Here is a 13,012-nt window from a genome sequence, read left to right on the forward strand (position 1 = left end):
GCGGCGCGTCAACCGCTCGAGGCGACGAAGCGACGCGGAGGCAGAGCCGACCGCCCTCGATCCCCGGTTTCCAGCCGGCTGCTGTTCGACGACCGGCCGGCTGCCTCACCTGATGAAGGGACCTTGTCGCGTGAGCTTCGGACCGCCGCCCTCCATGTACACGCAGTCCGCCCTGAGCGCGGAGGAGCGACGCAGAAGACGCCGCAGGAACAAGCTGCTGGGACTGGTGGCGAGCGTGCTCGTGGCGGCCCTGGCCGTGGTCGCACTGGTCGTGGTGAACGGGAACAGGACACCGGGCAAGCCGGGCGGAAAGCCGTCCGCCGCCGGCCAGGGCCGCCTCGACATCCGGGAGACGGTCGAGAAACGGCCCGCGAACACCACCGGTGTCATGGCATTCCGCTTCTCCAGCGACGACTTGACTCCCGGTGAGGCCGTCGAGATGCCGGGGATGTGGGCCACGGACAAGATCCTGGCCAAGGGCATCAGAAGCACACTTGCCGGCTTCAGGATCGGTACGGACGCGTCGCCCGGCGAGGAGGTGTGGCGGCTCCGGCTCTCCGGCCCGATCTGCGGATACACGCGCCATGTGACCGGCGACCACCGCACGGCCGTCCTGTCCAGGGAGAGCAGGGACGAGGACGCCCCCTGCAACCGTGTGACCTTCGTCGACCTGGACGACGGGCAGAAGATCTGGGAGAACGTCTTCCCCCTGAACAGCGACGACGTACGCCGGCCCAGCGTGACGCTCACCCGCGCCACGGTGGCCGTGACCTGGGGCAGGGGATCCGAGGCGTACGACATGGACGAGGGCAGGCGGCTGTGGCGCACCAAAGCCACCGGCCGGTGCTGGGACGCCGGCGCCGCGGGCGGGCGAGCGCTGCTGGTCCGGGTCCAGTGCCTGCACCACAAACAGTCGCCCAACCCGTGGGAGACGACCACCTATCGGGTGCGCAAAGTGGATCCGCGCACTGGCCGTGTTCTGTGGACGTACCCGGTGGCAGCGGGTGTCAGGGATGTGCGCGTGCCCTCCGCCGACCCGGCCGTCCTCGCCGTCTCGGCAGGTGAAAACGGGTTCACCGAACTGCTCTCCCTGGACGGTCAGGGCAGGCGCCGTGCCACGATCTCCCTTCGCAACACGTTCTACGTCGGAGAGTGCAACGACGAGTACTACCTCGTCCTCGACGACTGCCAGACCATCTCCGTCGGCAACGGCCAGGTTTTCCTCCGGAGCGAGGAGGTCAAGGGCAGCGGCCTGTACCCCTCGAACTGGATCATCGGCTTCGACCTGGCCACCGGACACACCACCGAGAAGTTCGAGTCGGGGCCGAACGCACTGCTGTACCCGCTGCGCATGAGCGGTGACCAGTTGCTGGGACTGCGGATGAGCGAGGACCGCATCTCGCCCTCGGCACTCGTGGTCCTGGATCCGAGGACCGGCGCGGAGACGCCGTACTTCTACTTCGGTGTGCCCCTGGACGGCGAACTGCTCACCCATCTGAAACACAACGACGTCGTGGTCCAGGACGGCCGCCTGTTCTTCGGCACCCGGCGGGCCGAGAGACCTGCCGACGGCAAGGAGAAGAGCTGGGAGTGGCTGGTCCTCGGGATGGAAAGCGGTGCCCGCCGGAAGTGACGGCACACCCGGTGCACGCGGGGCGGGCGGCACGCGTACGTGCCGCCCGCCCCGCGCCCGCGTCTTCTATGCCTCTTTCTCTTCCCTTTCCTTCTTCGCGTTCTCTTCCTTTTCCTTCTTCGCGCCTTCCCTCTCCGCGGAGCCCCCGTCGCGCGGTGCCGGCTCCAGGTCGAACTCCCCGTCCCTGGCCCCCAGGACGAACGCCCGCCACTCCGCCTCCGTGTAGCGGAGCACCGTGTCGGGGTCGAGGGAGGACCGCATGGCCACGGCACCGCCGGGAAGGTAGGCGATCTCGACGCGCTCCTCGTGTTCCTCCGTGCCCGGGGCACAGTGCCACTCCACCCCCGAGATGTCGAGGGCGTACAGCTCGTCGCGCTCCCGCTCCTTGCGTGCCTTGATCTCCGCTTCCGTCTCCGCCATGCCGCAGCGCCCCCTTCGGATGTGTGCACATGTGTCGGGGCTCACCCTAGTGGCCGGTCCGTCCTCGTCGGAGGCCATCGCCGGCCTGCGGCAAGGAGGCCCCTTCAAGCCTGGTAGGCTGGCGGACGGCCGTTTGTGTACGCACCCCCGGAACCCATCCGCAGGTGACCCTGCGAACCCTGGAGGTCGCGCCCAGCGGACCCCGCCTCCCGAGTAGCGGAAGTTCCCCCGAGAAGAAGGCCGGGGGCACTCGGTGGCAACTCACAGACCATGAGGAGTACGCGTGTCGCTCGACGCCGCCACGAAGAAGCAGATCATCGCCGAGTTCAGCACCAAGGAGGGTGACACCGGCTCCCCCGAGGTCCAGGTCGCTCTGCTCACCCGTCGGATCTCCGACCTGACCGAGCACCTCAAGACCCACAAGCACGACCACCACTCCCGCCGTGGTCTGCTGATCCTGGTCGGTCAGCGCCGTCGCCTGCTGCAGTACCTCGCCAAGAAGGACATCCAGCGCTTCCGTACGCTGGTCGACCGCCTCGGCATCCGCCGTGGTGCGGCGGGCGCCAAGTAAGACGCCAGGAAGGGAGCGGTTCCCGCAGGACAGGGGCCGCTCCCTTCGCCGTACGCAAGGAAACGTGCGGACTGTCACCACCCCTTTGTAGTGTGGTAGCAGAACGTACGACACAAAAACTGTGACGCGGCGTGATGCGGCCTGCCCGGCAGGGCACGGCGTCATCGTGCCCGACGAACGAGGGGAAGCGCACCTCGCCGCCGCCGGTCCTCGGTAGTGGCCCCCGGGGCAGGAACCCCGGGTGCTTCGATCGAAGACCGGCCCGCACCAGACGGAGCGCTTCTCCACCACCGTCCCCGCCGTACGGGCGAGGGACGAGGACGAGGAGAAAACGCTAGTGGAGAACGAGACCCACTACGCCGAAGCCGTGATCGACAACGGTTCCTTCGGCACCCGTACCATCCGTTTCGAGACGGGCCGTCTGGCCAGGCAGGCCGCGGGCTCCGCCGTGGCGTACCTGGACGACGACACCATGGTGCTGTCGGCCACCACCGCCTCCAAGCAGCCCAAGGAACAGCTCGACTTCTTCCCGCTGACGGTCGACGTCGAAGAGCGCATGTACGCCGCCGGGAAGATCCCCGGCAGCTTCTTCCGCCGTGAGGGCCGGCCCTCCGAGGACGCGATCCTCACCTGCCGCCTGATCGACCGCCCGCTGCGCCCGTCCTTCAAGAAGGGCCTGCGCAACGAGATCCAGATCATCGCCACGGTCCTGGCGCTCAACCCCGACCACCTGTACGACGTCGTGGCGATCAACGCCGCCTCCGCGTCCACGCAGCTGGCCGGCCTGCCCTTCTCCGGTCCGATCGGCGGTGTCCGCGTCGCGCTGATCCGCGGCCAGTGGGTCGCGTTCCCGACGCACACCGAGCTCGAGGAAGCCGTCTTCGACATGGTGGTCGCCGGCCGTGTCCTGGAGGACGGCGATGTCGCGATCATGATGGTCGAGGCCGAGGCCACCGAGAAGACCGTCAAGCTCATCGAGGGCGGCGCCGAGGCACCCACCGAGGAGGTCGTCGCGGCCGGTCTCGAGGCGGCGAAGCCCTTCATCAAGGTGCTGTGCCGCGCTCAGGCGGACCTCGCCGCCAAGGCCGCCAAGCCGACCGCCGAGTTCCCGATCTTCCTCGACTACCACGACGACGTGATGGAGGCGCTGACCGCCGCCATCCGTCCCGAGCTCGCCCAGGCGCTCACCATCCCCGGCAAGCAGGAGCGCGAGGCCGAGCTGGACCGCGTCAAGGACCTGGCCGCCGAGAAGCTGCTGCCCGAGTTCGAGGGCCGCGAGAAGGAGATCTCCGCCGCGTACCGCGCGCTGACCAAGAGCCTGGTCCGCGAGCGGATCATCAAGGAGAAGAAGCGCATCGACGGCCGCGGCGTCACCGACATCCGCACCCTGGCCGCCGAGGTCGAGGCCATCCCGCGGGTGCACGGCTCCGCGCTGTTCGAGCGGGGCGAGACCCAGATCCTGGGTGTCACCACGCTCAACATGCTGCGCATGGAGCAGCAGCTGGACACCCTCTCCCCGGTGACCCGCAAGCGCTACATGCACAACTACAACTTCCCGCCGTACTCCACCGGCGAGACCGGTCGCGTCGGCTCCCCCAAGCGCCGCGAGATCGGTCACGGCGCCCTCGCCGAGCGCGCCCTGATCCCGGTGCTGCCCTCGCGTGAGGAGTTCCCCTACGCGATCCGCCAGGTCTCCGAGGCCCTCGGCTCCAACGGCTCGACCTCCATGGGGTCGGTCTGCGCCTCCACCATGTCGCTCCTGAACGCCGGTGTGCCGCTCAAGGCCCCCGTCGCCGGTATCGCCATGGGCCTGATCTCCGAGGAGATCGACGGCGAGACGCACTACGTCACCCTGACCGACATCCTCGGTGCCGAGGACGCCTTCGGCGACATGGACTTCAAGGTCGCCGGTACGAAGGACTTCATCACCGCCCTCCAGCTCGACACCAAGCTGGACGGCATCCCGGCCTCCGTCCTGGCCGCGGCCCTCAAGCAGGCCCGCGACGCCCGCCTGCACATCCTCGATGTGATGATGGAGGCCATCGACCGGCCCGACGAGATGTCCCCGCACGCCCCGCGGATCATCACGGTCAAGATCCCGGTCGACAAGATCGGCGAGGTCATCGGCCCCAAGGGCAAGATGATCAACCAGATCCAGGAGGACACGGGCGCCGAGATCACCATCGAGGACGACGGCACCATCTACATCGGTGCCTCCGACGGCCCGTCCGCCGAGGCCGCCCGCGCCGCGATCAACGGCATCGCCAACCCGACGATGCCCGAGGTCGGCGAGCGGTACCTCGGTACGGTCGTGAAGACGACCACCTTCGGCGCGTTCATCTCCCTGCTGCCCGGCAAGGACGGTCTGCTGCACATCTCGCAGATCCGCAAGCTGGCCGGCGGCAAGCGCGTGGAGAACGTCGAGGACGTGGTCGGCGTGGGCCAGAAGATCCAGGTCGAGATCGCCGAGATCGACTCCCGCGGCAAGCTCTCCCTCGTTCCCGTGCTCGAGAACGGGGAAGGCGGCAACGAAGAGCAGAAGGACGACGCCGGCAAGTGACGTCCCATGACTTCAAGGCGACGGCCCGCACCTCCCAGGAGGCGCGGGCCGTCGCCCGTACCCGAACGCTCATCAAGGGCGAGAACGGCATCGGTACCGTCCGCAGGACCATCCTCCCCGGCGGCCTGCGCATCGTCACCGAGACCCTGCCCTCCGTGCGCTCCGCCACCTTCGGCATCTGGGCGCACGTCGGCTCCCGCGACGAGCCCCCGGCGCTGAACGGTGCCACCCACTACCTGGAGCACCTGCTCTTCAAGGGCACCTCCCGCCGGTCCGCGCTGGAGATCTCCTCCGCCATCGACGCCGTCGGCGGCGAGATGAACGCCTTCACGGCGAAGGAGTACACGTGCTACTACGCGCGTGTCCTCGACACCGATCTGCCGCTCGCCATCGACATCGTCTGCGACATGCTCACCGGCTCGCTGATCCGCGAGGAGGACGTCGACGTCGAGCGCGGCGCGATCCTCGAGGAGATCGCCATGACCGAGGACGATCCCAGCGACTGCGTGCACGACCTGTTCGCGTACGCCATGTTCGGCGACGACCCCCTCGGCCGCCCGGTCCTCGGCACCGTCGACACCGTCAACGCCCTCACCGCCGACGGCATCCGCCGCTTCTACAGGAAGCACTACGACCCCACGCACCTGGTCGTCGCCTGCGCCGGCAACATCGACCACGCCAAGGTCGTACGGCAGGTCCGTGCCGCCTTCGAGAAGGCCGGCGCCTTCAGGAACGGCCCGGCCGACCCCGTCGCCCCGCGCGCCGGGCACCGCGACCTGCGCACCGCCGGCCGTGTCGAACTGCAGGGCCGCAGGACGGAGCAGGCCCATGTCGTCCTCGGCGTGCCGGGCCTGGCCCGCACCGACGAGCGCCGCTGGGCCCTCGGGGTGCTGAACACCGCCCTCGGCGGCGGCATGTCCTCCCGTCTGTTCCAGGAGGTCCGGGAGAAGCGCGGCCTGGCCTACAGCGTGTACTCCTACACCTCCAGCTTCGCCGACTGCGGCCTGTTCGGCGTCTACGCCGGCTGCCGCCCGAGCCAGGTGCACGACGTTCTGCGGATCTGCCGCGACGAACTCGACCACGTCGCCCGCAACGGGCTGACCGACGAGGAGATCGGCCGCGCCATCGGCCAGCTCCAGGGCTCCACCGTCCTCGGCCTGGAGGACACCGGTGCGCTGATGAACCGCATCGGCAAAAGCGAGCTGTGCTGGGGCGAGCAGATCTCCGTCGACGACATGCTGGCCCGGATGGCGGCGGTCACGCCGGACGAGGTCCGCGAGGTCGCCCGGGACATCCTGGGACAGCGCCCGTCGCTGTCGGTCATCGGCCCGCTCAAGGACAAGCAGGCCGCGCGTCTGCACGACGTGGTCGCCTGATCCTCGGTCTTCTCTGTCCGTTGTCCGTCTGTCGGTGGTAAGGAAACGAAAGATGAGCAAGCTGCGCGTGGCGGTCCTCGGTGCCCGGGGCCGGATCGGGTCCGAGGCGGTACGGGCGGTCGAGGCCGCCGAGGACATGGAGCTGGTCGCCGCCCTCGGCCGGGGCGACAAGCTGGAGACCCTGGTCGAGGCCGGTGCCCAGGTGGCGGTCGAGCTGACCACCCCCGCCTCGGTCATGGGCAACCTCGACTTCTGCGTACGGCACGGCATCCACGCCGTCGTCGGCACCACCGGCTGGACCGACGAGCGCCTCGCGCAGCTGAAGGACTGGCTCGCCCAGTCCCCCAAGACCGGTGTGCTCATCGCCCCGAACTTCTCCATCGGCGCGGTGCTCACCATGAAGTTCGCGCAGATCGCCGCGCCGTACTTCGAGTCCGTCGAGGTCGTCGAACTGCACCACCCGAACAAGGCCGACGCCCCCTCCGGCACCGCCACCCGCACCGCCCAGCTCATCGCCGAGGCCCGCGCCAAGGCCGGCTCGCCCCCCGCGCCGGACGCCACCGTCACCGCCCTGGACGGCGCCCGCGGCGCCAGGGTCGACGGCGTGCCGGTCCACGCCGTGCGCCTGCGCGGACTGCTCGCCCACCAGGAGGTCCTGCTGGGCGGCGAGGGCGAGACACTCACCATCCGCCACGACTCGCTCCACCACAGCAGCTTCATGCCGGGCATCCTGCTCGGCGTGCGCCGTGTGGTGACCACTCCGGGGCTGACCTTCGGCCTGGAGCACTTCCTCGACCTCGACTGAGCCCCCGAGCGAACCGAAGCCCGAGCCCCTCATGCGCGCGAAGATCACCTATTGCGTCACGGCCGCCGTCCTGGTCTTCTACTTCGTCCTGGTCGGCAGCCGCGGCGTTCTGCTCATCCGGTCCGGCACGCCCGTGACCGTCTCCCTCGGGATCGCCGTACTGATCCTGCCGGTGATCGGCCTGTGGTTCCTGTGGAAGAACACCCGGTTCGTCCGTGACGCCAACCGGCTCGCCGCCGAGCTCGACGCCGAGGGGGGCCTGCCCGTCGACGAGCTGAAGCGCACACCGAGCGGGCGCATCGACCGCGACTCGGCCGACGAGGTCTTCGCCCGGCGCAAGGCCGAGACGGAGGCGGCCCCCGACGACTGGCGCACCTGGTTCCGTCTCGCCATCGCCTACCACGACGCCCGCGACCCCCAGCGCGCCCGCAAGGCGATGCAGCGGGCGATCGACCTGCACGACGGCAAGCGGTCGGCCGGGGCCGCCTGAGCCCGGAGCACCCCGTCATGCCGGTGGGCCCGGTCCGCGGTCATACGGCGCGGACCGGGCCCACCGGCACGACATCGGCCCGGCCCTCAGCGCCTTCTGTTCTCCTCCGCCCAGGCCTCCACCACGTCCGCGGCCCGGTCGAACACCGCCAGACGGCCCAGGAAGTCGGCGTTGTGCGTGGTCAGCAACGGCGGCAGCTCCTGCGCCCCACGGCCCCTGCGGCTGAGCACCAGCGCCTGCCCCTGCACCGTGCGCGGCAGCCCCAGCCAGCGCACCGGCTGCTGCACGACCCGTACCGCCGCCACCTGCGGCCAGGGGGTCGTACGGGTGACGAAAAAGCCCACGTGGCGCAGCCCGCGCGTGCTGACCCACACGCCCATGCGCAGCAGCCGCAGCGCGCCGGCGATCACGGCCAGGGCCAGACCGAAGCAGACACCGGCGGAGGAAAAGGTGGCGGTGAACGCGATCACAACGCCCGCGAGCAGCACGAACGAGGCGAACAGCAGCAGAAGGGCGGCCGCCCCCACCCGGCACGGCCCGGGCCGGTAGGGGCGCCGCCAGCGCTCGCGGTCGTCGAACAGCACGGCATCGTCCGCCGCGTCGAACGCGCGGTCGGCCGTCAGGAAGGGCAGGGGCACGGCTGGTCCTCACTCGATCCACGCACAAGCTGTGGCGGTGAGGCTATCTCCACGTGTTCATGCCCACCACCCGTGGGGGGCCGGGGGAAGGTCAGCGGTCGTGGGCGACCTGGGACTGCTGTGTCTCGGTGGGGGCGTCGGGAACCGTCAGTGCGGGGATCCCCAGGACGAGGGAACCCACCAGTGCCGCGACGATCGTCAGGCCCAGCAGACAGCGCTCGACGATCTGACCGGCGGACAGGGGCTCGGGAGGCGGGGGAGTGACGTTGCTGCGGAACTTGTCGGCTTCGGCGACAAAGGCGAACGGGATGGGCTCGCGCCGAAGTGACATCGAGAGTACGGCTCCTTTCCGGTCGACTTTCCGGTCGAACTGATGTGTCTCACCCACATAGACGATTGACTGTCCCGAAAGGTGCCCGGTTCCCCGAAATCACAGTTCTTCGCCGAAGATGTCGCTCCCCGGCACCGGACGCTTCGCTGTCAGAGGCGGCCCGTAGAGTGGGCGCCGCCCAGAGAAGTGAAGGAAGGGACTCTCCACGCCGTGACCGACACCCCCGCCGACGACCTGAAGATCAGCTTCCGCAGCGATGTCACCGTCGAGCTGGTCAAGCACACCGCGTCGGACGCCGACGTCCTGTTCGCAGCCCGCGTCTCGACCCTCGGCGAGCAGTCTCTGGACGAGCTGAACAAGGACCCGGAGCGTTCCAAGGGGCTGATCAACTTCCTGATGCGGGACCGCCACGGCAGCCCCTTCGAGCACAACTCGATGACGTTCTTCATCAGCGCCCCGATCTTCGTCTTCCGTGAGTTCATGAGGCACCGGGTCGGCTGGTCGTACAACGAGGAGAGCGGGCGCTACCGGGAGCTCCAGCCGGTCTTCTACGTCCCCGACGAGTCCCGCAAGCTCGTCCAGGAGGGGCGCCCGGGCAAGTACCAGTTCGTCGAGGGCACGAAGGCCCAGCAGGAGCTGGTCGACCGGGCCATGAAGGAGTCCTACCGCCAGGCCTACGAGGCGTACCAGGAGATGCTCGCCGCCGGAGTGGCCCGCGAGGTCGCCCGCTCGGTGCTCCCGGTGGGCCTGTACTCCTCGATGTACGCCACCTGCAACGCCCGCTCGCTGATGCACTTCCTCGGCCTGCGCACCCGGCACGAGCTGGCCAAGGTGCCCTCCTTCCCGCAGCGGGAGATCGAGATGGTCGGCGAGAAGATGGAGGCCGAGTGGGCGAAGCTCATGCCGCTGACCCATGCCGCCTTCAACGCCAACGGCAGGGTCGCGCCGTAGGCAGGCGACCGCCCGTCCGCCCAGGTCGGACGGGACGGGTCAGCCTGGAGAAGTGTCCATATTGCGGCCTTTGAAGAAGTTCATCTAGCCTGATCGAACGGACCCGGCACTGCCTGAACCCCCGAGCAGGCAGTGCCGGGCTCCCCGTGTCACATCGGTTGTCACCTCGGTCGCAGCCCCTAGGGCAGCCACCACACAGAGCAGCGAGTAGCGTGTAACCCATGGCTCCGACCTCGACTCCGCAGACCCCCTTCGGGCGGGTCCTCACCGCCATGGTCACGCCCTTCACGGCGGACGGCGCACTCGACCTCGACGGCGCGCAGCAGCTCGCCACCCACCTGGTGGACGCAGGCAACGACGGCCTGATCATCAACGGCACCACCGGCGAGTCCCCCACCACCAGCGATGCGGAGAAAACGGACCTGGTCCGCGCGGTCCTGGAAGCGGTCGGAGACCGCGCCCACATCGTGGCCGGCGTCGGCACCAACGACACCCACCACAGCATCGCGCTCGCCCGCGCCGCCGAGAAGGCCGGTGCACACGGTCTGCTGACCGTCACGCCGTACTACAACAAGCCTCCGCAGGAGGGCCTGTACCGGCACTTCAAGGCCATCGCCGACGCGACCGGCCTGCCGGTCATGCTCTACGACATCCCCGGCCGCAGCGGTGTCCCGATCAACACCGAGACGATCGTCCGCCTCGCCGAGCACCCGCGGATCGTCGCCAACAAGGACGCCAAGGGTGACCTCGGCCGCGCCAGCTGGGCCATCGCCCGCTCCGGCCTCGCCTGGTACTCCGGCGACGACATGCTCAACCTGCCCCTGCTCTCCGTGGGCGCCGTCGGCTTCGTCTCCGTCGTCGGCCATGTCGTCACCCCGGACCTGCGCGCCCTCGTCGAGGCGTACACGGCCGGCGACGTCCAGAAGGCCACCGAGATCCACCAGAAGCTGCTCCCGGTCTACACCGGCATGTTCCGCACCCAGGGCGTCATGACCACCAAGGCCGCCCTCGCCCTGCTGGGGCTGCCCGGCGGGCCGCTGCGGCCCCCCATGATCGAGCTCACGCCCGAAGAGATCGAGCAGCTCAAGACCGATCTCGCCGCCGGCGGGGTACAGCTCTGACAACGGGACTTCGTCCCACCCGCCCGGCGCGGACCCACCAAAGCCCTCACAACTGAATACGCGGGACACCGGTGCCCGCACCCACAACACAACGACAACTGCTTCTGCACGAACGTCACGCGCGCCACGTGCCCACCGGTACGTGGCGCACGTGGTTGAGGAGAGTCTTTTGAGTCATCCGCATCCTGAACTCGGCCCGCCCCCGCCGCTCGCCGAGGGGGGCCTGCGTGTCACCCCGCTCGGCGGCCTGGGCGAAATCGGCCGGAACATGACCGTCTTCGAATTCGGCGGCCGCCTGCTGATCGTCGACTGCGGAGTGCTCTTCCCCGAGGAGGAGCAGCCCGGAATCGACCTGATCCTGCCGGACTTCTCGTCCATCCGGGACCGCCTCGACGACATCGAGGGCATCGTCCTCACCCATGGCCACGAGGACCACATCGGCGGCGTCCCCTACCTTCTGCGGGAGAAGCCGGACATCCCTCTGATCGGCTCCAAGCTCACCCTGGCCCTCATCGAGGCCAAGCTCCAGGAGCACCGCATCCGCCCGTACACCCTCGAGGTCGCGGAAGGGCAGCGCGAGCACATCGGCCCCTTCGACTGCGAGTTCATCGCGGTCAACCACTCCATTCCGGACGCCCTGGCCGTCGCCATCCGCACCCCGGCCGGCCTGGTGGTGCACACCGGCGACTTCAAGATGGACCAGCTGCCGCTGGACAAGCGTCTGACCGACCTGCACACGTTCGCGCGGCTCAGCGAGGAGGGCATCGACCTTCTCCTTGCGGACTCCACCAACGCCGAAGTGCCGGGCTTCGTCCCGCCCGAGCGAGAGATCTCCAACGTTCTGCGCCAGGTCTTCGCCGGTGCCCGCAAGCGGATCATCGTCGCCAGCTTCGCCAGCCACGTCCACCGCATCCAGCAGATCCTGGACACCGCCCACGAGTACGGCCGCCGGGTCGCCTTCGTCGGCCGCTCCATGGTCCGCAACATGGGCATCGCCCGGGATCTCGGCTATCTCAAGGTCCCGGCGGGCCTCGTGGTCGACGTCAAGACGCTCGACGACCTGCCCGACCACGAGGTGGTCCTCGTCTGCACCGGCTCGCAGGGCGAGCCCATGGCGGCCCTCTCGCGGATGGCCAACCGCGACCACCAGATCCGCATCGTCGAGGGCGACACCGTGATCCTCGCGTCGTCGCTGATCCCCGGCAACGAGAACGCGGTCTACCGCGTCATCAACGGCCTGACCCGCTGGGGCGCCAACGTTGTCCACAAGGGCAACGCCAAGGTCCATGTCTCGGGCCACGCCTCGGCCGGCGAGCTGCTGTACTTCTACAACATCTGCCGTCCGAAGAACCTGATGCCGGTCCACGGCGAATGGCGCCATCTGCGGGCCAACGCCGAGCTGGGCGCCCTCACCGGAGTGCCGCAGGACCGGATCGTCATCGCCGAGGACGGCGTCACCGTCGACCTCGTCGAGGGCAAGGCCAAGATCTCCGGCAAGGTCCAGGCCGGATACGTCTACGTCGACGGCCTCTCGGTCGGCGACATCGGCGAGCCCGCGCTGAAGGACCGCAAGATCCTCGGGGACGAGGGCATCATCTCGGTCTTCGTGGTCGTCGACTCCACCACCGGCAAGATCACCGGAGGGCCGTACATCCAGGCCCGCGGCTCCGGCATCGAGGACTCCGCCTTCGCCGAGGTCATCCCGAAGATCTCGGAGGTGCTGGAGCGCTCCGCCCAGGAAGGCATCGCGGACGTCCATCAGTTGCAGCAGCTCGTCCGTCGCACCCTGGGCAAGTGGGTCTCGGACACCTACCGGCGCCGGCCGATGATCCTCCCCGTCGTCGTGGAGGTCTGACGCGCGCGAACGAGCAGCGGGGCACCTCGATTTGCATCGGGGCGCCCTGCTCCAGTACGTTTACGGCTCCGCCCGGACGGGAACCCGAGCGCTTCACGCGCTCCGAGGGACACTCCCGGAGGGGGGCGGAAAAACCGGCTCAGAATCTCTGATAGAGTCGGAAGCACCGAAGGGAAGCGCCCGGAGGAAAGCCCTGTGGGGTGAGTACGAAGGAAGCGTCCGTTCCTTGAGAACTCAACAGCGTGCCAAAAGTCAACGCCA

At 69.0% G+C, this 13,012-nt stretch carries 12 protein-coding genes; 9 read left to right on the top strand and 3 right to left on the bottom strand.

Annotation, left to right across the window (positions count from 1 at the left end; all coding sequences use genetic code 11):
• Positions 1-130: 130 nt before the first annotated feature.
• Positions 131-1,633 carry an outer membrane protein assembly factor BamB family protein gene (locus ABD224_RS26255; protein WP_344054199.1) on the top strand — a complete coding sequence of 501 codons (1,503 nt, stop codon included), beginning with the start codon at positions 131-133 and terminating at the stop codon, positions 1,631-1,633.
• Between the two features lie 66 nt (positions 1,634-1,699).
• Here ABD224_RS26255 and ABD224_RS26260 read toward each other — a convergent pair whose 3' ends face one another.
• On the bottom strand, positions 1,700-2,053 hold the full coding sequence (locus tag ABD224_RS26260) for a DUF397 domain-containing protein (protein ID WP_344054201.1): 354 nt from the start codon (positions 2,051-2,053) through the stop codon (positions 1,700-1,702).
• Between the two features lie 283 nt (positions 2,054-2,336).
• Here ABD224_RS26260 and rpsO point away from each other — a divergent pair, with 283 nt between their 5' ends.
• From rpsO to ABD224_RS26285, 5 genes are all read left to right on the top strand, one after another.
• Positions 2,337-2,624 carry a 30S ribosomal protein S15 gene (gene rpsO, locus ABD224_RS26265; RefSeq protein ID WP_067398016.1) on the top strand — a complete coding sequence of 96 codons (288 nt, stop codon included), beginning with the start codon at positions 2,337-2,339 and terminating at the stop codon, positions 2,622-2,624.
• Between the two features lie 337 nt (positions 2,625-2,961).
• On the top strand, positions 2,962-5,184 hold the full coding sequence (locus ABD224_RS26270; RefSeq protein WP_344054227.1) for a polyribonucleotide nucleotidyltransferase: 2,223 nt from the start codon (positions 2,962-2,964) through the stop codon (positions 5,182-5,184).
• Entirely contained in the window at positions 5,181-6,560 is a 1,380-nt protein-coding gene (locus ABD224_RS26275) for a M16 family metallopeptidase (protein WP_344054206.1), read from the top strand. Before ABD224_RS26270 ends, ABD224_RS26275 begins: the two co-directional genes overlap by 4 nt.
• A 52-nt stretch (positions 6,561-6,612) precedes the next feature.
• The gene (dapB, locus tag ABD224_RS26280; protein ID WP_344054208.1) at positions 6,613-7,365 is read left to right on the top strand and encodes a 4-hydroxy-tetrahydrodipicolinate reductase; all 753 of its coding nucleotides are present in this window, start codon (positions 6,613-6,615) and stop codon (positions 7,363-7,365) included.
• Between the two features lie 31 nt (positions 7,366-7,396).
• Positions 7,397-7,855 carry a tetratricopeptide repeat protein gene (locus ABD224_RS26285; protein WP_344054211.1) on the top strand — a complete coding sequence of 153 codons (459 nt, stop codon included), beginning with the start codon at positions 7,397-7,399 and terminating at the stop codon, positions 7,853-7,855.
• An 86-nt stretch (positions 7,856-7,941) separates the two neighbouring features.
• Here ABD224_RS26285 and ABD224_RS26290 read toward each other — a convergent pair whose 3' ends face one another.
• Both ABD224_RS26290 and ABD224_RS26295 read right to left on the bottom strand, forming a co-directional pair.
• Positions 7,942-8,493 carry a hypothetical protein gene (locus ABD224_RS26290; protein WP_344054214.1) on the bottom strand — a complete coding sequence of 184 codons (552 nt, stop codon included), beginning with the start codon at positions 8,491-8,493 and terminating at the stop codon, positions 7,942-7,944.
• Between the two features lie 91 nt (positions 8,494-8,584).
• Positions 8,585-8,824, bottom strand: coding sequence for a hypothetical protein (locus ABD224_RS26295; protein WP_344054216.1), 240 nt, complete (start codon positions 8,822-8,824; stop codon positions 8,585-8,587).
• A gap of 210 nt (positions 8,825-9,034) precedes the next feature.
• Between ABD224_RS26295 and thyX the strand changes: the two genes are divergently transcribed.
• The 3 genes from thyX to ABD224_RS26310 all read left to right on the top strand — a co-directional run bounded on the left by thyX (position 9,035) and on the right by ABD224_RS26310 (position 12,751).
• Complete coding sequence (thyX, locus tag ABD224_RS26300; RefSeq protein ID WP_344054217.1) at positions 9,035-9,775, top strand: FAD-dependent thymidylate synthase; 741 nt, start codon at positions 9,035-9,037, stop codon at positions 9,773-9,775.
• Positions 9,776-9,996: 221 nt separating this feature from the next.
• The gene (gene dapA / locus ABD224_RS26305; protein ID WP_344054219.1) at positions 9,997-10,896 is read left to right on the top strand and encodes a 4-hydroxy-tetrahydrodipicolinate synthase; all 900 of its coding nucleotides are present in this window, start codon (positions 9,997-9,999) and stop codon (positions 10,894-10,896) included.
• A gap of 169 nt (positions 10,897-11,065) precedes the next feature.
• Positions 11,066-12,751, top strand: a complete 1,686-nt coding sequence (locus tag ABD224_RS26310; RefSeq protein WP_344054221.1) for a ribonuclease J — start codon at positions 11,066-11,068, stop codon at positions 12,749-12,751.
• Positions 12,752-13,012 lie beyond the last annotated feature (261 nt).

It is taken from the genome of Streptomyces thermoalcalitolerans, assembly GCF_039525155.1.
In the GTDB taxonomy this organism is placed as follows: Bacteria; Actinomycetota; Actinomycetes; order Streptomycetales; family Streptomycetaceae; genus Streptomyces; species Streptomyces thermovulgaris.

What these genes read in the sequence shown, in the direction of transcription:
- ABD224_RS26260 (WP_344054201.1), bottom strand. Translation starts at nt 2,053, where the DNA reads ATGGCGGAGACGGAAGCGGAGATCAAGGCACGCAAGGAGCGGGAGCGC.
- dapB (WP_344054208.1), top strand. Translation starts at nt 6,613, where the DNA reads ATGAGCAAGCTGCGCGTGGCGGTCCTCGGTGCCCGGGGCCGGATCGGG.
- ABD224_RS26285 (WP_344054211.1), top strand. Translation starts at nt 7,397, where the DNA reads ATGCGCGCGAAGATCACCTATTGCGTCACGGCCGCCGTCCTGGTCTTC.
- ABD224_RS26295 (WP_344054216.1), bottom strand. Translation starts at nt 8,824, where the DNA reads ATGTCACTTCGGCGCGAGCCCATCCCGTTCGCCTTTGTCGCCGAAGCC.
- dapA (WP_344054219.1), top strand. Translation starts at nt 9,997, where the DNA reads ATGGCTCCGACCTCGACTCCGCAGACCCCCTTCGGGCGGGTCCTCACC.